This window comes from Rhodococcus sp. NPDC003383, from assembly GCF_053589115.1.
In genome coordinates, this window is record NZ_JBSFRG010000055.1 from 1 (window position 1) to 18691 (window position 18691).

An 18691-nucleotide genomic window follows, 5' to 3' on the forward strand; every position below is an offset into this window, starting at 1 on the left:
CACCGATGACGGCGTGCTCACCCTCCGCGACGAGCCGCAGGTTCACCTCGATGTAGGCGAGCACGCGTTCCGCGGGATCGTCGACGGTGTTCACCGGCGCCGCAGGCGCCTTAGGAGAGAGCCTTCGCCTTCAGCGCCTGGAACTCCTCCTCGGTGATGGTCCCGGCGTCGAGGAGCGCCTTGGCGTCGGCGATGTGCTCGGCGGGGGACTTGCCCGCGACCTCGCGGATGTAGTTGTCCTGGGCGGTCTTGAACTCGGCGGCTTCCCGCGCGCTCCGCTTGGCCATGCCGTCGCCGTGGACGATCAGGTACACCAGCGCGGTGAGCAGCGGGAAGATGAACAGGAAGATGATCCAGATCGCCTTCACCCAACCGGACTGCTCACGATTGCGGAACAGGTCGCCGATGATCATCCACAGCATGATCAGGTAGGCGACGAACGCGAAGCTGACGATGATGAACCAGATGATGTCCCAGAAATCCATGGAGCTTCCCTCTCGTCCCGTGTGAACCTCGAGTCCCGATCCGGAGGGGAGCCGTCACGCCGGGAGAAACAGCAAACGCGGCGGCACCCCCGGGAGACTTCCCGAAGAGTACCGCCGCGTTTGTCCGAATGCAGGCCGAACGGCGAGCGGAATCAGTGCGCCCGGTTGACCGCCGAGACGACCGCGCGCAGCGATGCGGTGGTGATCGACGGAGCGATGCCCACGCCCCAGACCAGCTTGGTGGTTCCGTCCGGACGGGTCACGTCCGCCTCGACGTAGGCGGCGGCGTTCGCGTCGTCACCGGCCGACATCGCGTGCTCGGCGTACCCGCGCACGGCGACCCGGTAACCGATCGTCTCCAGCGCGTCGACGAACGCGGCCAGCGGGCCGTTGCCCTCGCCCTCGATCTCCTTCTCGACGCCGTCGACCTTGACGGTCGCGACGATGCGGTCGGTGCCGTCGTCGGTTTCCGAGGCGGTGACCTTCTGACGCATCCGCTCCAGCGGCGTGATCGGGGCCAGGTACTCCTCGTGGAAGATGTCCCACATCTCCTTGGGGCTGACCTCGCCGCCCTCGCCGTCGGTGACCTTCTGCACCGCGCTGGAGAACTCGATCTGCAGACGCCGCGGCAGGTTCAGGCCGTGGTCGTGCTTCATGATGTACGCGACGCCACCCTTGCCGGACTGGCTGTTGACACGGATCACGGCCTCGTAGCTGCGGCCGACGTCCTTCGGGTCGATCGGCAGGTAGGGAACCGCCCAGACGATGTCGTCGACGTCCTGATCGGCGTCGTCGGCGTCGACCTTCATCTGGTCCATGCCCTTGTTGATGGCGTCCTGGTGGCTTCCGGAGAAGGCCGTGTAGACCAGGTCGCCGCCGTACGGGTGCCGCTCGTGAACCGGCAGCTGGTTGCAGTACTCGACCGTGCGCCGGATCTCGTCGATGTTCGAGAAGTCGATCTGGGGGTCGACGCCGCGGCTGAACAGGTTGAGGCCCAGGGTCACCAGGCAGACGTTGCCGGTGCGCTCACCGTTGCCGAACAGGCAGCCTTCGATGCGGTCGGCGCCGGCCATGTAACCCAGCTCTGCCGCGGCGACACCTTCACCGCGGTCGTTGTGCGGGTGCAGCGACAGGATGATGCTGTCGCGCTTGGCCAGATTGCGGTGCATCCACTCGATCGAGTCGGCGTACACGTTCGGCGACGCCATCTCGACCGTGGCGGGCAGGTTGATGATGACCGGGTTCTCGGGGGTCGCGCCCAGCACGTCGACGACCGCGTCGCAGACCTCCTTGGCGTACGACAGCTCGGTGCCGGTGTACGACTCGGGCGAGTACTCCCAGCGCCAGTTCGTGTCGGGGTGGTTCTTCGCCTCTTCCAGCACCAGTGCGGCGGCATCCGTCGCGATCTTCTTGATCGCTTCCTTGTCGGCGCGGAACACGACACGGCGCTGCAGGATCGACGTCGAGTTGTAGAAGTGGACGATCACGTTCTGCGCGCCGGCGCAGGCCTCGAAGGTCCGCTTGATCAGTTCCGGCCGCGACTGGGTCAGCACCTGGATCGTCACGTCGTCCGGGATCGCGCCGTCCTCGATGATCTCGCGGACGAAGTCGAAGTCGGTCTGGCTCGCCGAGGGGAAGCCGACCTCGATCTCCTTGTAGCCCATCCGGACCAGCAGGTCGAACATGCGGCGCTTGCGGGCGGGGCTCATCGGGTCGATCAGCGCCTGGTTGCCGTCTCGCAGGTCGACGGCGCACCACGCGGGCGCACGGTCGATGACCTTGTCGGGCCAGGTGCGGTCGGGCAGCGAGATCGGCTCGACCTCCTCCGCGAACGGCAGGTACCGGTACACCGGCATCGAGGAGTTCTTCTGCTTGTTCCAGGACGGCTGGTCGGCCGGAGCCGGCTTGCTCGGCGGCGTGATGGTGCGCGAACCGGAAGTGAATGCGTCGGCGGGTGACATGACGTGCTCCAAAGAAAATATGGACCTGTGGGTCCGAAACAGATTATCGACCGGCGCGTCGAAACCCCGCGACGGGAAGCCGGTCTGGTCAGATCCCGCCGCGGCGGCCGAGGAGAAGGGCGCGCTGCATGCCTGGCAGTGTACTCGTCCCGGCCCAGTCGGGCCCAGAGGGGGGCGATCCATCTCACACAATGGACGCGGCCGGAACCGGCGATCCGGACATGGAGGACAACCCTGCAGGGTGCTGGACGTGCCCCGCACCTGCGCGGACGAGACGGTGGGCCTCCTCGGTTCGGGCGAGCTGCTCGGCCCGAACCGGCCGTTGCCGGGAGGGGGCGACGCGATGACCATCGGCGACCCGACCGGGGAGTCCGGTTACCGGCTCGTGGCAGCGTCTATGACGGTGTGCGACTCGCGTGCGTCTTCCGGTACATGCGCACGGCGATCGTGTTCCCGGCCCGACCGCGTCGGTCTCCGCGGGCCGGACCCGGAAGGTCGGGCGGTGCCTATTGCCATGTGGCCGAGGGTATTTCGCCGGTACTGACCCGTCACGGCTGCCCCGTCGACCGGGTGCGTTCGGTGCTCGGAACGCGGCGATCTCCTGTGGCGGCCGCACCGGACTCCAGGGCCTCGGTGCGACCGGAGTGGTCACGGCCTCTCGCTCGGCCGAAAGGATGGAATTACTCGACCGATGAGATCGACGCGATCTGTCCGATCGCATGCACGCTCGATGATCATTTTCGGAACCCGGCCGTGTCACTCGGGGAAGATTCCTCGCGGTATTTTTCGGGGCTCGATTCGTTGATCAACGCATGCCGAATCCATTTCGGCTCACGTGAGAGCGTCGCGGTCGGAATCGGCAGCAGCCAACACTTCTGAGTAGCGCTCCGATGATTTCGGACAATTCATACCGTCGGTATGTACACTGCTTTTGGACTCGTTCGAATACCGGAAATGGAGGTTTCCTGTGGCGAAAAGAACCGTTGTCGAGATATTCGACGACATCGACGGAACCCCTTTGGAAGAGGACGGAGAGACGATAAGTTTTGCACTCGACGGGGTCGAATACACCATCGATCTGAACAAGAAGAACGCTCGGGACTTCCGCAAGAAGATCGAGCCCTACGTGGCGAATGCCACCCGTGTCGGAGGACGCAAGCGGCGAGGAAGCCCGCCCGGCGTCTCGGGTTCGCCGACTTCCAAGGAGATCCGGGAATGGGCCATCTCGGCCGGTTACGAGGTCCCTGCCCGCGGACGCATGCCGCAGTCGCTCGTCGACGAGTACACGGCGGCGCACTGACCTCCGTTCCGTGTCGGTCCGTAGACGGCAAGCGCAGTCACGCAGCGCCACAGGCGATCACGCTGTTCCGCAGCCGGTGTTCGAGAGCGCGACCTACCGTGGTGACACGGGGTCTGCGACCGTCGTGGACATCGCAGTGGAGGTGTCATGTCTGCCAGGTTCGAGCTCTTCAAGGACACCGGCGGAGATTTCCGGTTCCGGCTGAAAGCAGCCAACGGCGAGATCATCGCGGCCAGCCAGGGTTACACCTCGAAGGCAGCGGCTCAGAACGGTATTGCGTCGGTCAAGGCCAATGCCGCCTCGGCTCCCGTGGAGGACTTGACCTCGAAAAAGTCGTGAATCGGGGTCTGTCGACGATATCGACGACCGGGTCGCGCCCGACCGCCCTGTGGTCCTGTGTCCGGTGTGCAGGACCACAGGTCGACCACGATTACAGGCGGCGACCGTGGTCGTGGCGAGGACGGCAATTGTCGTCTTGCGCACGAGGATTCTCCCTGATCTGTAAGGGCGGCACAGAAATCCGCTCCCTGCTGAACCGTGGAGTCCGCGTCGAACAGGAGTCCTGTGCCCAGCACTCGACGGAACGGAATCGTCGCCGTGGCCGGCACCGGGTGTTCTCTCGGTCGGGGCCGACGGCACGTTTCGCCGGGCCGGCATGAATTCACCCGGCCGTGGGAACCCTGACTCATGGCCCAGCGAACCGAGCACGCGGTCGCGGCATCGAGTCGGTGGATCGACCGCGACGGGATCCGGTACCCGTGCGGTGACACGCACGCGTGGACGCCCGGCACGAATCAGACTTTGTGCGGAGTTCCGCTCTCGCGTGCTCGCCTGGATCGCTTCGCGCACGTGCCGTGGAGCGAGGCGCTGTACCTGGCGGAGGTCGGGGAGCACGGCGTCGTCCTGTGTCGTCGCTGCGCCGGGGCCACGCAGAGCGACCGGCGCCGGTGGGTCCGCACCAACCCGCGGCCGTGATCACCGGGTGAGCCGACTCGAGGACCTCGACGACCGTCGGCGTGGCTCAGGCCGACCACGAGCGCCAGCGCAGCCGGTCGATCGTGATCACCGGGCCGGGTGGCCGTTGTTCTCGGTACTGCGGGTACTTGCGGGCCAGCGCGTCGAGTCCGATGGCACCCGCCTCGGTGTCCGCGTCGTGGACCGTGGCGATGCCGTCGATGCGGATCCACCACAGCTGCGACCAGTCGTCGCTGTAGTGGTCGACGAGCACGCTCACTCGCGGGTTCTCGGCGATGTCGGTGAGGCGCCGCAGCCGCCGGGTGGTCTTCGGCTTGTCGTCGACGCAGGTGTGGATCGCGTCGCCGTCCAGGGCGAACACGATCGGGACCACGTGCGGCGTGCCGGACCCGTCCGCCGTGGCGAGTCGGGCCACCCGGGCGGCAGCGACGCGGCGGCGGGCGTCCATGCACCTCACGCTAGCCCTCCGGGCGCTCCGCGCCGGTGTGCACAAGTGGCGCCCGGAACCGCCACAAAGGCACACGGGCGCCGGAGGCGCAGGACGGCCCGAGCGGGGTCGTCCGGGGCCTCATCGGTAGACTCGCTTCCTGGTACTTGCACCCAATACCCGGAGGTTCGCCAGCGTGGCACTCGTCGTCCAGAAGTACGGAGGATCCTCGGTCGCGACGGCCGAGCGGATCCGGCGCGTCGCTGAACGGATCGTCGAGACCAAGAAGGCGGGCAATGACGTCGTCGTGGTCGTCTCCGCGATGGGCGACACCACCGACGAATTGCTGGACCTCGCTCAGCAGGTGTGCCCGGTGCCGCCGGCCCGCGAGATGGACATGCTCCTCACCTCCGGTGAGCGCATCTCCAATGCTCTCGTCGCGATGGCCATCCACTCGCTCGGTGCCGAGGCCCGTTCGTTCACCGGCTCGCAGGCCGGCGTGATCACCACCGGCAGCCACGGCAACGCCAAGATCATCGACGTCACGCCGGGTCGTGTCCGGGCCGCGCTCGACGAGGGCAGCATCGTTCTGGTCGCGGGCTTCCAGGGCGTCAGCCAGGACAGCAAGGACATCACCACGCTCGGTCGCGGCGGATCGGACACCACCGCCGTCGCGCTGGCGGCGGCTCTGAACGCCGACGTCTGCGAGATCTACACCGACGTCGACGGTGTGTTCACCGCCGACCCGCGCATCGTCAAGGACGCGCAGCGACTCGACACGGTCTCCTTCGAGGAGATGCTCGAACTCGCCGCGTGCGGTGCGAAGGTGCTCATGCTGCGTTGCGTCGAGTACGCCCGCCGCTACAACGTGCCCGTGCACGTTCGTTCGTCGTACACCACCAAGCCCGGCACGATCGTGTCCGGATCGATGGAGGACATCCCCGTGGAAGAGGCCCTGATCACCGGCGTCGCGCACGATCGCGGCGAAGCCAAGGTCACCGTCGTCGGCCTGCCCGACACCCCCGGCTACGCGGCGAAGGTCTTCCGGGCCGTGGCCGACGCCGAGATCAACATCGACATGGTGTTGCAGAACATCTCGAAGGTCGAGACCGGGAAGACCGACATCACCTTCACCCTGCCGATGGCCGACGGCCCGCGTGCCGTCGAGCTGCTGACCAAGCAGCAGGACGAGATCGGCTTCACCCAGGTGCTGTTCGACGATCACATCGGCAAGGTGTCGCTCGTCGGGGCCGGGATGAAGAGCCACCCGGGCGTGACCGCGAAGTTCTGCGAGGCGCTCGCCGCGGCCGGCATCAACATCGATCTCATCTCCACGTCGGAGATCCGCATCTCGGTGCTGGTCGACGACACCGAACTCGACGACGCGGTCCGTGCCCTGCACGCCGCGTTCGACCTCGGCGGCGAGGAAGAAGCCGTCGTCCACGCCGGAACGGGACGGTAATCATGACCACCATTGCTGTTGTAGGTGCGACCGGCCAGGTCGGCGTCGTCATGCGCACGCTCCTCGAGGAGCGCAACTTCCCCGCCGACAAGGTGCGGTTCTTCGCGTCGGCCCGCTCGGCCGGCAAGAAGCTGCCGTTCCGCGGCGAGGAGATCGTGGTCGAGGACGCCGCGGCGACCTCCGACGAGGATCTGAAGGGCATCGACATCGCGCTGTTCTCGGCGGGTGCGACCCTCTCCCGTGAGCAGGCTCCGCGCTTCGCGGCGGCCGGCGCGACCGTCGTCGACAACTCGTCGGCGTGGCGCAAGGACCCCGAGGTCCCGCTCGTCGTGAGCGAGGTCAACCCCGAGCAGGCGAAGAACCCGCCGAAGGGCATCATCGCCAACCCGAACTGCACCACGATGGCTGCGATGCCGGTCCTGAAGGTCCTGCACGACGAGGCGGGCCTGCAGCGCCTGATCGTCTCGAGCTACCAGGCCGTGTCCGGCAGCGGCATCGCCGGCGTCGAGGAGCTCCTCGGCCAGGCGCGCGCGGTGATCGCCGACGCCGACAAGCTCGTCCACGACGGCAGCGCCGTCGACTTCCCGGCGCCGGAGAAGTACGTCGCGCCGATCGCGTTCAACGTGCTGCCGCTGGCCGGTTCGCTCGTCGACGACGGCTCGGGCGAGACCGACGAGGACCAGAAGCTGCGCAACGAGTCGCGCAAGATCCTCGGCCTGCCGGATCTGCTCGTGTCGGGCACGTGTGTCCGTGTCCCGGTCGTGACCGGGCACTCGCTGTCGATCAACGCGGAATTCGAACGCCCCCTGTCGGTGGAGCGGGCACAGGAACTGCTCGCGAACGCGCCCGGCGTGAAGCTCGTCGACGTGCCCACGCCGCTCGCGGCCGCGGGTGACGATGTTTCGCTCGTGGGCCGTATCCGGCAGGATCCGGGCGTGCCGGACGGACGGGGCCTGGCGCTGTTCGTCTCGGGCGACAACCTGCGTAAGGGTGCTGCGCTCAACACGATCCAGATCGCGGAGCTGCTCGTCTGAGCGGGTAGCCTCCCACTGCACTCGAGCGAGTGGATCACCCTTCGGGGTGGTCCACTCGCTCTTTTCGTCGCCCCGGTCCGAAAATGTGCCAGTCTGACAGCGTGCCGTCCATCCGCTCCGCGACGCTCGACCGCATCGACCCGGCAACCCTCTATCGGATAGTCCGGTTGCGCCTCGAGGTGTTCGTCTACGAGCAGGGAATCGTCTGCGAACCCGAGCTCGACGGTCTCGATCTCGAACCGACCACCACGCTGTACTGGACCGAGGTCGACGGCGACGTGGTGGCGACCCTGCGGGTCCTCGACGACGGGCCGGTGATCCACATCGGGCGGGTCGCCACCGCGAAGCATGCCCGCGGGCGTGGTCACGCGGCGCGGCTGATCGATGCCGTGATCGGCGACTTCCCCCGTCCGATCGAGATCTCGGCGCAGGCGTATCTGGAGAAGTGGTACGGCCGCTGGGGTTTCCGCCGGACCGGGCCGAACTATCTCGAGGCCGGAATCGACCATGTGCCGATGCGTCGGGAGGCCGGCTGACCGTCCTCGGAGCCCGGAAAAAGAAAGTTACAAACAGTCTGGACTGTTTGTAGTTTTACCGTTACTCTCGGTTTCGTGACCGACACCACAGCCGGTGTGCCCCGCACACAGGCCCAGCGAACCGCGGCGACGAGAGCCAAGTTGCTCGACGCCGCCGTCGACTCCCTCGTCGAACTGGGATACGCGGGCACCAGCACGCAGGGCATCGCCAAACGCGCCGGCGTGTCCCGCGGCGCCCAGTTGCACCACTTCCCGACCAAGGAGTCGCTCGTCGTCGCGGCCGTCGCGCACCTCGTCGACAAACGGCTCGCGGAGATCCTCGAGGCACGGCCCGAACCGGACCGCGCGCTCGAGACGCTGTTCGACGCGTTCGTCGGCCCGTTGTTCGACGCGGCACTCGAACTGTGGGTCGCCGCCCGCACCGACCCCGCTCTGCACGAGGCGATGATCCCCTTGGAGCGGAAGGTGTCCGACGCCCTGCACGTCGGCTGCCTCGAGATCATGGGCGACCGGATCAGTCCGGACGCCATCGACCTGAGTATCGAACTGGCCCGCGGCTTCGCGGTGTCCTCCCTGATGCGTACCCCCGAATCCGATCGTGAGTTCCGGGAGCGGCTGCTCCCCGTCTGGAAAGCGCTGGTGATGAAATGAGTTCGGCAACGCTCCCCACCCACGTGCACACCCTCGTCGTAGGCGCCGGGTTCGGCGGAATCGGCATGGCCGCAACGCTGTTGCGCGAGGATCCGAAGGCGGACGTCGTCGTGATCGAACGCGGGGACGACGTCGGCGGTACCTGGCGGGTGAACAACTACCCCGGGGCCGCGTGCGACGTGCCCAGCGCGCTGTACTCGTTCTCCTTTGCGCCCGAGCCGGATTGGTCGAAGGCCCACGGCACCCAGGCCGAGATCTACGCCTACCTGCGCCGCGTCGCACGTGAGACCGGAGTGACCGACCGGACCGTGTTCGACTGCGAACTGCGCGATGCGCAGTGGGACGACGCGCGGGGGAGCTGGCTCGTGTCGACCTCCAAAGGTGACTTGACCGCCGACGTCCTCGTCGCCGCCACCGGTGCCCTGTCCACTCCGACCCTGCCGAAGGTTCCGGGACTGGAGCTGTTCGGCGGCACCATGTTCCACTCCGCCGAGTGGAACCACGACTACGACCTGACCGGCAAGCGGGTCGCCGTGATCGGTACCGGAGCATCGGCGATCCAGTTCGTTCCCGCCATCGTCGACAAGGTCGCGCACCTCACCCTCTTCCAGCGGACCGCCTCGTGGGTCATGCCCAAGCACGACCACACGATCGCGGCTCCGGTCAAAGCGCTCTATCGCCGGGTCCCGGCGGCACAGAGGCTGGTCCGTGCGGCCGTCTACGGCCAGAAGGAAACCTACGTGGTCGGGATGACCAAGCCGTTCGCGCGCAAGTGGATCGTGCCGCTGTTCGAACGCCGGGCGCGGTCCATCCTCGCGAAGCAGGTCGCCGATCCCGAGCTGCGCGCGAAGCTCGAGCCGAACTTCCGGATCATGTGCAAGCGGATCCTGTTGTCCAACGACTGGTTCCCCGCGATCACTCGGCCCGATGTCACCGTGGTCGCCTCCGGTCTCACCGCGGTCACCGAGAACGCCGTCGTCGACGACAAGGGCAACGAGTACGAGGTCGACGCGATCATCTTCGGCACCGGCTTCACGCCGACCGAACCTCCTGTGGCCCAGCACATTCGGGGTACCAGCGGACGCACCCTCGCCGAGACGTGGAACGGCAGTCCGTCCGCGCACCTCGGCACGGCGGTGCACGGGTTCCCGAACCTGTTCCTCATGTACGGACCGAACACCAACCTCGGCCACAGCTCCATCGTGTACATGCTCGAATCACAGGCCACCTACATCGCCGACGCGATCCGCACGATGCGCACCCGACGGCTGAGCTCCGTCGAGGTGACCGACGGCGCGCAGCGACGCTACAACTCCGGACTGGATCCGATGCTCGCCGATACGATCTGGAACGCGGGCGGATGCCAGAGCTGGTACCTGGACCGCAAGGGCCGCAACTCCGTGATGTGGCCGACCTTCACCTGGAAGTTCCGGCAGGTGACCCGGCGTTTCGACTCCGAGAACTACGTGGCGCGCCCCGCCGCCGAGCAGGTGAACGCATGACCCATTACGACGTGCTCGTGATCGGCTCGGGCTTCGGCGGCAGCGTCTCGGCACTGCGGTTGACCGAGAAGGGCTACCGCGTCGGTGTCCTCGAGGCCGGGCGGCGGTTCAGCGACGACGAGCTGCCGAAGACCAGCTGGCGGCTGCGCAAGTACCTGTGGGCACCGGCCCTCGGCTGCTACGGCGTCCAGCGCATCCACCTGCTGCCCGACGTGCTGGTGATGGCCGGCGCAGGGGTCGGCGGAGGATCGCTCAACTACGCCAACACGCTCTACCGGCCACCGTCGGCGTTCTTCCAGGATCCCCAGTGGGGGCACATCACCGACTGGGAAGCCGAACTCGGCCCGTACTACGACCAGGCCGCGAAGATGCTCGGGGTCCGCCCCAATCCGTCGACCACTCCCGCCGACGAGGTGATGCGCTCGGTCGCCGAGGACATGGGGGTCGGTGAGACCTTCACGACCACGCCGGTCGGCGTGTTCTTCGGAACGCCCGGCGAGACCGTGCCGGATCCGTTCTTCGGCGGTGCCGGACCCGAGCGCACCGGCTGCACCGAATGCGGTGGGTGCATGACCGGCTGCCGGGTCGGGGCCAAGAACACCCTCGTCAAGAACTACCTGTACCTCGCCGAAAAGGCCGGTGCGACCGTCCATCCGCTCACGACCGTCACCGAGGTGCGTCCGCGGGAGGGTGGCGGCTACGAGATCCACACGAAGAGCACCAACCGGATCCGTAAGCGCCGCAAGGTCTTCACCGCAGATCAGGTCGTCGTCGCGGCCGGCACGTACGGCACCGCGCGGTTGCTGCTCGCGATGCAGGAGACCGGTGCGCTGCCGAACCTGTCGCCCCGCCTCGGCACGGTCGTGCGCACCAACTCGGAGGCGGTGCTCGCCGCGTCCGCGCAGGACACCACGATCGACTACACCCGCGGCGTGGCGATCACGTCGTCGTTCCACCCGGACGACCACACGCACATCGAGCCGGTCCGATACGGCAAGGGCAGCAACGCCATCGGCCTGCTGCAGGCACTGCTCACCGACGGCGGCGGTCGCGCACCGCGACTGGTGAAGTTCTTCGGTGTCGCCGCCCGCAACCCGGGCGCGTTCTTCCGCAGTCTGTCGGTGCGGCACTGGTCCGAACGCACCGTGATCGCGCTCGTCATGCAGACCGACGACAACTCGCTCGAATTGCGCAGCCGCCGAAGCCCGTTCGGTCGCGGTGTGACGAGCAAGCCCGGACCTGGCGAACCGCCGCCGGAGTGGATCCCGGTGGGGCACGAGGCGATCCGGCGGGTCGCGGACAAGCTCGACGGTGATGCGGGAGGCTCGATCGCCGATCTGGTGAACATTCCGATGACCGCCCACTTCCTCGGTGGCTGCGTCATCGGCGACTCGGCGGACACCGGCGTCGTCGACCCGTACCTGCGCGCGTACGGCCATCCGGGGCTGCACATCGTCGACGGCTCGGCGGTCAGCGCGAACCTGGGTGTGAACCCCTCGCTCACCATCACCGCGCAGGCCGAACGCGCGATGGCCCTGTGGCCCAACAAGGGTGAAGCCGACACCCGTCCCGCGCTCGGGGAGGGCTACGTGCCCGTGGCCCCGGTGGCGCCGGTCCGGCCGGCGGTGCCCGCCGACGCTCCGGCCGCGCTGCTGCTGCCCGTACCCACCGTCCGCCGAGAGGAACCCGCACATGCTGTGGAGCGTGCCTGAGAGCAGCACGGACCGGGAGGACTGGCCGGTCTCGCCCCCGCCGCCCTGGCCGGCGGCTGTGCGCGCGACCCTGTGGTGGCACCGCAGTACCCCCGACGCGGCGCAGTTCGGGCCGGGTGGGACGACGCTGCCGTTCACCCTCGCGATGATGGTGGACTACCTCGAGTCGCCGGTCGGGCCCTACCGGGAGATCCTGGCCAGCCCGGTGCTGCGACCGGGGGTGATTCCGTCGATGGCGGTACCGTTCATCGCCGTCGACTCGGAGCCGTCGGTGCACGGCGGCCGGACCCACTGGCATCTGCCGAAGGTGCTTGCGGAGTTCGCCGGCGACGTCACCCGGACGTTCTCGGCGACGGGTGAGTCGTGGAAGGTGACGACCACGGCGTCGCCCAAGGGCCCCGAGCTGCCCATCGCCGGTGGGCTGACGTTCGCGCAGCCCCTCGACGGCGGCGGACTGTTGCGGGCGACGGCCAAGCTGCGCGGCCGCTTCCGGTACGCCCGGGTGGAGGTGCAGGCCGGCGGTCCGACGCTCGACCGGTGGCTGCGGTCCGGAACCCATCACGGCATCGTCATCACACGGGGCCGGATGAGTACCGGACCGGGTCGGTAGCGCGGATCGGCGGAGGCAGGAGACAGCCGCGCGCGGGCGACCGCGCGCGGCTGTCTTCCCCGTCGGCGGACCCCTACGACGCCTCGCGCATCGTCAGTCCGCCGAGCTCGATCGTGTACGTCCGGGCCGGCTCGTCCCACCACACCGCGTACGTGGTGGGGTAGAGGCCGGTGCGCTGGTACGCCTCGGGTTGCGGCAGCTGCTCGTGCAACAGCGGCCGGGAGGCGAGCCAGTCGCGGCTCATCATCGGTTCGACGAACGCCTGCCGTCCGTTCCACGTGCCGTACAACACCGTCTCGGTGAGGTGGTGTCCCGATTCGGCGGTGTCGAGCCAGTGCAGTCCCATGCGCGGGACCGTCGACATCAGCGGATCCCCGCTCGGTGCGTAGCCCTCGGGCACGTATCTCGGGTCCGGCAGGGTGGTGGCTGCCTGGACGTAGCCGGGGACGAACGGGTCGATCGTGGACACGGTGGCCCTGTCGAGCAGATAGAAGTGCACGTCGAAGTGCGGCACGTCGAAACCGTGCTCGGGGTTGTGGCCGTGCGAATTCCAGTCGACGGTGACGTGGTCGAACGGCGCGGCCTTCGCCTGCTCGGGCAGCTCGAGCACGTACTCCTCGGTGGTCGGCAGCGGGCCGCCGGGCAGCTCGTCGAGCGCGGCCGCGTCGAGCCGGACCCCGATCGTGGCCGGCGTGCCGTCGTCGTCGAGGGTGACGTATGCGCGGGCGTTGCCCGCCCCGACGGGACGCGCGGGGCCCTCGACCAGGTCGGAAATGCCCCCACCGGCCGCGGTCGCGGGAGCCACGAACAATCCGAGGCACCCTGCGGCGGCGATCACGGCGAGCAGACGGGCGCAGGGTCGAATCTCCATGTACAGCCCTCGATTTCCGACGCGGGGGTATCCGTCGTTTCGGATACTAACTGCGCGTCGGGCGGGCGCGGGCGCGGTAGATCGATTCGTGATCGTCGGGTGTTCGGAGTGCGTCCCGGCCTCGGCATCCGAGTGTCGCGGAAACCCGATCCCGGCGACCGCGGCGAGGGGTGGCCGGTCGCATCAGTACATCGTTCCCATCGCGGTTCGTACCTCGGCGAGTGTCTGCTCGGCGATCTCGCAGGCGCGTCGGTTACCCTCCCGCAGGACTGCGTGGACGTGGTCCGGGTTCCCGGCGAGGTCGTCGCGCCGACGACGGTGTGCGGCAAGGAAGTCGTTGACGGCCTCCGTGGCGATCTTCTTCAGTGCTCCGGCCCCGGCGTCGCCGATCGTGTCGGCGATTTCGTGCTCGTCGCCGCCCGTGCACAGCGCTGTTGTGGTCAGCAGCGCCGAGACCCCGGGGCGGGCGACGGGGTCGAAGGTGATCCGCCGATCCGAATCGGTCGGGGCCTTGCGGATCACCGCGGCTGTCTCGTCGGCGGTCATCGACAACGTGATCGCGTTGCCGTACGACTTGGACATCTTCCGTCCGTCCAGGCCGGGTACTTCCGGGCTGGAGGTGAGCAGCGCCTGCGGCTCCGGAAACACCGCCCCGTAGCGGTCGTTGAACCGCCGGGCGATCACCCGGGTCAGTTCCACATGGGGCAGGTTGTCCTTTCCGACCGGGACCAGATTGCCCTTGCAGAACAGGATGTCGGCGGCCTGGTGCACCGGATACGTCAACAGCAGGCCGCTGAGCGCGCGGCCCGAGGCGGCATGCTCGGCCTTGACGGTCGGGTTGCGGTGCAGTTCGGCTTCGGTGACCAGGCTCAGGAACGGCAGCATCAGCTGGTTCAGTGCCGGCACCGCGGAGTGGGTGAAGATCGTGGCCCGATCGGGGTCGATCCCGGCGGCCAGATAGTCCAGGACTGCGCTGTAGACGTTGTCCCGGACCCGGCCGATGGCATCGCGGTCGGTGACGACCTGGTAGTCCGCGAGGACGACGAAGGTGTCCACGCCCGAGTCGTGCAGACGCACACGCTCGGCGACGGTGCCGAAGTAGTGTCCCAGATGCAATGGGCCCGTTGGTCTTTCACCGGTCAGAACCCCATATCGACCAGGGTTCGCGGCGACGTCGGTGCGAAGAGTCTCGCTGCGTTCGACGCTGGTGGCAAGGGAAGTCATGTACTGCTCCTGAAATGGTCAGGGGCTGCACGAACCTCGATCTGGTCGGACGACGATCGCGGGCTGCGTACAGCCCGCGGACATGGTCAATTGGGCTGCCGGCGCAGCCACCACCATGCCTGTCGGATGACGATCACCCGGCCAGCGTAGCAGTTCGGCCGATTGCCGAACCATCTCTCGCCGTGCTCCAATGGAGCGGTGATTACCGTGACGCAGCGTTGGTGGCCGTACTCCTAGCGGCCCGTCGACTGTGCTTTCCGGCCGCCTCTTCCGCGGTCGATCACGCTCGCTTCCTGGACGGTGGCGGCACGTCCGGTGAGGTGGCCTCGATTCGAGAGGAACCACCCATGACCCACGACGATCCTGTTCCGGCCGGCGGTATCGGAGAGATGCTGATCAGTTCCCGTTCGCTGGACGAGTACCGGGCGATGTTCGGCCTCACCGCCGACGACCTGTTCCGACGGATCTTGGACTGCCCTGGAGGTGCGGCCGGGTTCACCGGCGAAGTGAACGACCGCGGCGGCGATGTAACTGCATGTGACACGGCCTATTTCGGTAACGGAGCGGAAGAACTGGCCGCCGTCGCGGCAGCCGAGACCGACCGCGGTGACCGATACGTCCGCGCTCACGCCGACGAGTACGACTGGACGTTCTTCGTCGACCCGGACGAGCACCGGCGCGTCCGGCAGTACGCGGTCCGGAAGTTCGCCGCCGACATGAGCCGGCACCCGCAGCACTACGTCGCCGGGCGCTTGCCGTCCCTGCCGTTCGCGGACGACAGCTTCGACCTCGTACTCAGTTCACACCTGCTGTTCAGCTATTCCGACCGCCTCGACCACGCCTTCCACGTCGACGCGATCGTCGAACTCGTGCGCGTCGCCAGCGGCGAGGTGCGGATCTTTCCGCTCGTGGCCTCGGGATCGTCGGTTCTCTATCCGCGCCTGGACGAGCTGCTCGCGGAGCTTCGGGGACGGAACATCGCCGGTGAAGTCGTCGAGGTCGACTACCGCTTCCAGAAGGGCGCCGACCGCATGCTGGTCTGCCGTGCGGCTCAGCCGCCCGTGTGCCTTTGTGGCGCCTCCGACCGCCACAAAGGCACACGGGCGAAGCGCCCCTTTTCTTGACTAATTCCAGAAAAGGGGCATACTCGTAGTCATGGAACGAACGGACGAGAACTTCGACCCTCGCGAGCAGTTGCGCTCGGTGGGGCTCCGAGTGACCGCTCCGCGCGTCGCGGTACTCGGAATGGTTGCCGCACATCCGCATTCCGATGCCGACGAGGTGGCCGCAGCCGTGCGCCGCGAACTCGGTTCCGTGTCCACCCAGGCGATCTACGATGTGCTGAAAGCCTGTGTGAGTGCGGGATTGCTCCGCCGGATAGAGCCGGCCGGCTCCCCGGCGCGGTTCGAAGCCCGAACCGGCGACAACCATCACCACCTCGTGTGCCGCAACTGCGGCACGGTCGTCGACGTCGATTGTGTGGTCGGCGCGGCCCCCTGTCTCGCTCCCTCGGACGCACGCGGATTCGCCGTCGACGAGGCCGAGATCACCTTCTGGGGACTGTGTCCCGACTGCCGTTAGTCCACCCCGTCGGCCAGGATGGTATCGCGCCCCCGGACCGAGAAGATCTACGCGCACAACGCATCAGGAGATCAGCATGACCAACGCACCCTTCACCACCAACAACGTGGGAAACCCGATCGGCAGCGACGACGAATCGCTGACCGCCGGTACCCAGGGCCCGATTCTGCTGCACGACCACTACCTCATCGAGAAGCTCGCGCACTTCAACCGGGAGAGGGTGCCCGAGCGGGTCGTCCACGCCAAGGGCGGCGGTGCGTTCGGTGAGCTCGTCGTCACCGGCGACGTCAGCGCCTACACCAAGGCCAAGCTGTTCCAGCCGGGCGCGAAAACCGAATCGCTCGTGCGTTTCTCGACCGTCGCCGGTGAGCAGGGCAGCCCGGACACGTGGCGCGACCCGCGCGGCTTCGCGGTCAAGTTCTACACCGAGGACGGCAACTACGACCTGGTCGGGAACAACACGCCGGTCTTCTTCATCAAGGATCCGATCAAGTTCCCCGACTTCATCCACTCGCAGAAGCGCCTGCCCGGCTCGGGCCTGCGCGACCACACGATGCAGTGGGACTTCTGGACACTGCGGCCGGAAACCGCACACCAGGTGACGTGGCTGATGGGCGACCGCGGTATTCCGAAGACCTGGCGGCACATGGACGGGTTCGGTTCGCACACCTACCAGTGGATCAACGCCGCCGGTGAGCGCTTCTGGGTCAAGTACCACTTCAAGACCGACCAGGGGATCGAGTTCCTCACCCAGGCCGAGGCGGACACCCTCGCCGGAACCGATCCGGACTACCACCGGGCCGATCTCTACAACGCGATCGAGCGCGGCGAGTACCCCAGCTGGACGCTGAAGGTGCAGGTCATGCCGGTCGCCGAGGCCGAGGCGTACCGCTTCAACCCGTTCGACCTGACGAAGGTGTGGTCGCAGAAGGACTACCCGCTCATCGAGGTCGGCACCTGGACGCTGAACCGCAACCCGCGCAACTTCTTCGCGGAGATCGAGCAGGCCGCGTTCGCGCCGTCGAACATCGTGCCGGGTATCGGCTTCTCGCCCGACAAGATGCTGCTCGGCCGCGTGTTCTCCTACGCCGACGCGCACCGCTACCGCATCGGCGCCAACCACGCGCAGCTGCCGGTGAATGCGGCGCGCAACGAGGTGCGCTCGTACTCGCAGGACGGAAACATGGCGTTCTCGTTCAACGACCCGGCGACGCCGGTGTACGCACCGAACAGCTTCGGTGGACCGCACGCCGACCCGCAGCGGGCCGGTGACGACGGCCTGTGGGAGTTCGGCACCGAGGCGATCCGCGCCGGATACGTCCGGCACGCCGAGGACGACGACTTCGCGCAGGCGGGGACGCTCGTACGCGAGGTTCTCGACGACGCCGCGCGGGAGCGCCTGGTCGACAACATCGTCGGCCACATCCTCGGCGGAACCTCGGAGTCCTTGTACGAGCGGATCTTCGACTACTGGCGGAGTGTCGACGCCGACCTCGGCAAGAAGGTCGAGGAGGGTGTCCGGGCCGGCCGCGGCTGACCGGACGCCGGATCAGAGCAGGCCCCACCAGTAGACGAGAACGGCGAGAGCGAAGACGATCAAGGATTCCATCGTCGGCCTCCTTCGCGATGCGAGCGGTTGCCTCCATCATCCGCCCCGCCGGCACCGATCTCCACATCCACCACGTACGTGCTCACCGCTTCGGGGGAATCCCCGAAGCCCTCGAAAGGAGTGGCAAGATGAACAGCCCCATCACCAGCACACTCGATCCGGCACGCCGCGACGTCGCCGCGGACGCTCTGCAGGCCGCCCTGGTCGACCTCGTCGACCTGAGCCTGATCGGCAAGCAGGCGCACTGGACGGTCGTCGGACCCCAGTTCCGCAGCATCCACCTCGCACTCGACGAGTTGGTAACAGTCGCACGTGATTTCGCGGACCAGGCGGCCGAACGACTCACCGCCATCGGTGTCGCCCCGGACGGCCGCGCCGCCACGGTGGCGCGCGAATCGGGCACGAAGGGGTTCGGCAACGACTGGACCAAGGGCGAGGAGGTCGTCGCGGCGATCGTCGACAACATCGCCGCCGTCGTCTCGCGGCTGCGTCACCGGATCGACTCCACCGCGGATGCCGATCCGGTGACGCAGGACCTGCTCATCGGGCAGACCGCTCGGCTCGAGCAGCTGCACTGGATGTGGCAGGCGCAGCTCGCCTGATCCATCACCCGTCCGTTCGAACAACTGTGTGACGGATGTGTCGGGAGTCATTGCTAGTGCCGCACCTGCGAACCTTTGCCCCGTTTCGGTCGACACGCCGACCGGTTGCGGCGTGTCGACCACGGCATCGGCGAGCCTGGTCGAGTGGC

Annotated in this window: 19 protein-coding genes; 14 read left to right on the plus strand and 5 right to left on the minus strand. The window is 67.5% G+C overall.

Features of this window, described 5'->3' with window-relative positions; translation table 11 throughout:
- Positions 1–110: 110 nt before the first annotated feature.
- Together ACWDTS_RS27795 and leuA are read right to left on the minus strand one after the other, a co-directional pair.
- Positions 111–485 carry an SHOCT domain-containing protein gene (locus tag ACWDTS_RS27795; protein WP_197256942.1) on the minus strand — a complete coding sequence of 125 codons (375 nt, stop codon included), beginning with the start codon at positions 483–485 and terminating at the stop codon, positions 111–113.
- A 152-nt stretch (positions 486–637) separates the two neighbouring features.
- Positions 638–2446 (minus strand): 2-isopropylmalate synthase, encoded by a 1809-nt coding sequence (gene leuA / locus ACWDTS_RS27800; protein WP_197256940.1) that lies wholly within the window; start codon positions 2444–2446, stop codon positions 638–640.
- Between the two features lie 967 nt (positions 2447–3413).
- Here leuA and ACWDTS_RS27805 point away from each other — a divergent pair.
- From ACWDTS_RS27805 to ACWDTS_RS27815, 3 genes are all read left to right on the plus strand, one after another.
- The gene (locus tag ACWDTS_RS27805; protein WP_197256938.1) at positions 3414–3746 is read left to right on the plus strand and encodes a histone-like nucleoid-structuring protein Lsr2; all 333 of its coding nucleotides are present in this window, start codon (positions 3414–3416) and stop codon (positions 3744–3746) included.
- 147 nt (positions 3747–3893) lie between these two features.
- Positions 3894–4085: a YegP family protein gene (locus tag ACWDTS_RS27810; RefSeq protein WP_197256936.1), complete on the plus strand. Its 192-nt coding sequence runs from the start codon at positions 3894–3896 to the stop codon at positions 4083–4085.
- A gap of 348 nt (positions 4086–4433) precedes the next feature.
- The gene (locus ACWDTS_RS27815) at positions 4434–4721 is read left to right on the plus strand and encodes a hypothetical protein (RefSeq protein WP_450119436.1); all 288 of its coding nucleotides are present in this window, start codon (positions 4434–4436) and stop codon (positions 4719–4721) included.
- 46 nt (positions 4722–4767) lie between these two features.
- Here the strand turns inward: ACWDTS_RS27815 and ACWDTS_RS27820 are convergent, their stop codons facing one another.
- Positions 4768–5169: a TIGR03668 family PPOX class F420-dependent oxidoreductase gene (locus ACWDTS_RS27820; protein ID WP_450119437.1), complete on the minus strand. Its 402-nt coding sequence runs from the start codon at positions 5167–5169 to the stop codon at positions 4768–4770.
- Positions 5170–5344: 175 nt separating this feature from the next.
- On the opposite strand from ACWDTS_RS27820, the gene ACWDTS_RS27825 reads away from it, so the two are divergent.
- From ACWDTS_RS27825 to ACWDTS_RS27855, 7 genes are all read left to right on the plus strand, one after another.
- Positions 5345–6610 (plus strand): aspartate kinase, encoded by a 1266-nt coding sequence (locus ACWDTS_RS27825; protein ID WP_197256930.1) that lies wholly within the window; start codon positions 5345–5347, stop codon positions 6608–6610.
- Between the two features lie 2 nt (positions 6611–6612).
- Positions 6613–7644, plus strand: a complete 1032-nt coding sequence (locus ACWDTS_RS27830; protein WP_450119438.1) for an aspartate-semialdehyde dehydrogenase — start codon at positions 6613–6615, stop codon at positions 7642–7644.
- Between the two features lie 83 nt (positions 7645–7727).
- Positions 7728–8180: a GNAT family N-acetyltransferase gene (locus tag ACWDTS_RS27835; protein ID WP_231611616.1), complete on the plus strand. Its 453-nt coding sequence runs from the start codon at positions 7728–7730 to the stop codon at positions 8178–8180.
- A 75-nt stretch (positions 8181–8255) separates the two neighbouring features.
- Positions 8256–8831 carry a TetR/AcrR family transcriptional regulator gene (locus ACWDTS_RS27840; protein WP_197256917.1) on the plus strand — a complete coding sequence of 192 codons (576 nt, stop codon included), beginning with the start codon at positions 8256–8258 and terminating at the stop codon, positions 8829–8831.
- Positions 8828–10333 (plus strand): flavin-containing monooxygenase, encoded by a 1506-nt coding sequence (locus ACWDTS_RS27845; protein WP_450110435.1) that lies wholly within the window; start codon positions 8828–8830, stop codon positions 10331–10333. Before ACWDTS_RS27840 ends, ACWDTS_RS27845 begins: the two co-directional genes overlap by 4 nt.
- Positions 10330–12045: an FAD-dependent oxidoreductase gene (locus tag ACWDTS_RS27850; RefSeq protein WP_450119439.1), complete on the plus strand. Its 1716-nt coding sequence runs from the start codon at positions 10330–10332 to the stop codon at positions 12043–12045. Before ACWDTS_RS27845 ends, ACWDTS_RS27850 begins: the two co-directional genes overlap by 4 nt.
- Positions 12029–12655: a hypothetical protein gene (locus ACWDTS_RS27855; RefSeq protein WP_450119442.1), complete on the plus strand. Its 627-nt coding sequence runs from the start codon at positions 12029–12031 to the stop codon at positions 12653–12655. Before ACWDTS_RS27850 ends, ACWDTS_RS27855 begins: the two co-directional genes overlap by 17 nt.
- Before the next feature lie 73 nt (positions 12656–12728).
- Here ACWDTS_RS27855 and ACWDTS_RS27860 read toward each other — a convergent pair whose 3' ends face one another.
- Positions 12729–13526, minus strand: a complete 798-nt coding sequence (locus ACWDTS_RS27860; RefSeq protein ID WP_450119440.1) for a DUF5602 domain-containing protein — start codon at positions 13524–13526, stop codon at positions 12729–12731.
- Between the two features lie 183 nt (positions 13527–13709).
- Positions 13710–14750 (minus strand): tryptophan--tRNA ligase, encoded by a 1041-nt coding sequence (gene trpS / locus ACWDTS_RS27865; protein ID WP_450119441.1) that lies wholly within the window; start codon positions 14748–14750, stop codon positions 13710–13712.
- A 347-nt stretch (positions 14751–15097) separates the two neighbouring features.
- On the opposite strand from trpS, the gene ACWDTS_RS27870 reads away from it, so the two are divergent.
- From ACWDTS_RS27870 to ACWDTS_RS27885, 4 genes are all read left to right on the plus strand, one after another.
- A complete protein-coding gene (locus tag ACWDTS_RS27870; RefSeq protein ID WP_248674246.1) occupies positions 15098–15874 on the plus strand; it encodes a methyltransferase domain-containing protein in 777 nt (258 codons plus the stop codon).
- Between the two features lie 31 nt (positions 15875–15905).
- Positions 15906–16331 carry a Fur family transcriptional regulator gene (locus ACWDTS_RS27875; protein ID WP_197256904.1) on the plus strand — a complete coding sequence of 142 codons (426 nt, stop codon included), beginning with the start codon at positions 15906–15908 and terminating at the stop codon, positions 16329–16331.
- Between the two features lie 76 nt (positions 16332–16407).
- Positions 16408–17868 carry a catalase gene (locus ACWDTS_RS27880; RefSeq protein ID WP_450110441.1) on the plus strand — a complete coding sequence of 487 codons (1461 nt, stop codon included), beginning with the start codon at positions 16408–16410 and terminating at the stop codon, positions 17866–17868.
- A 200-nt stretch (positions 17869–18068) separates the two neighbouring features.
- Positions 18069–18542: a Dps family protein gene (locus tag ACWDTS_RS27885; RefSeq protein WP_197256899.1), complete on the plus strand. Its 474-nt coding sequence runs from the start codon at positions 18069–18071 to the stop codon at positions 18540–18542.
- Positions 18543–18691 lie beyond the last annotated feature (149 nt).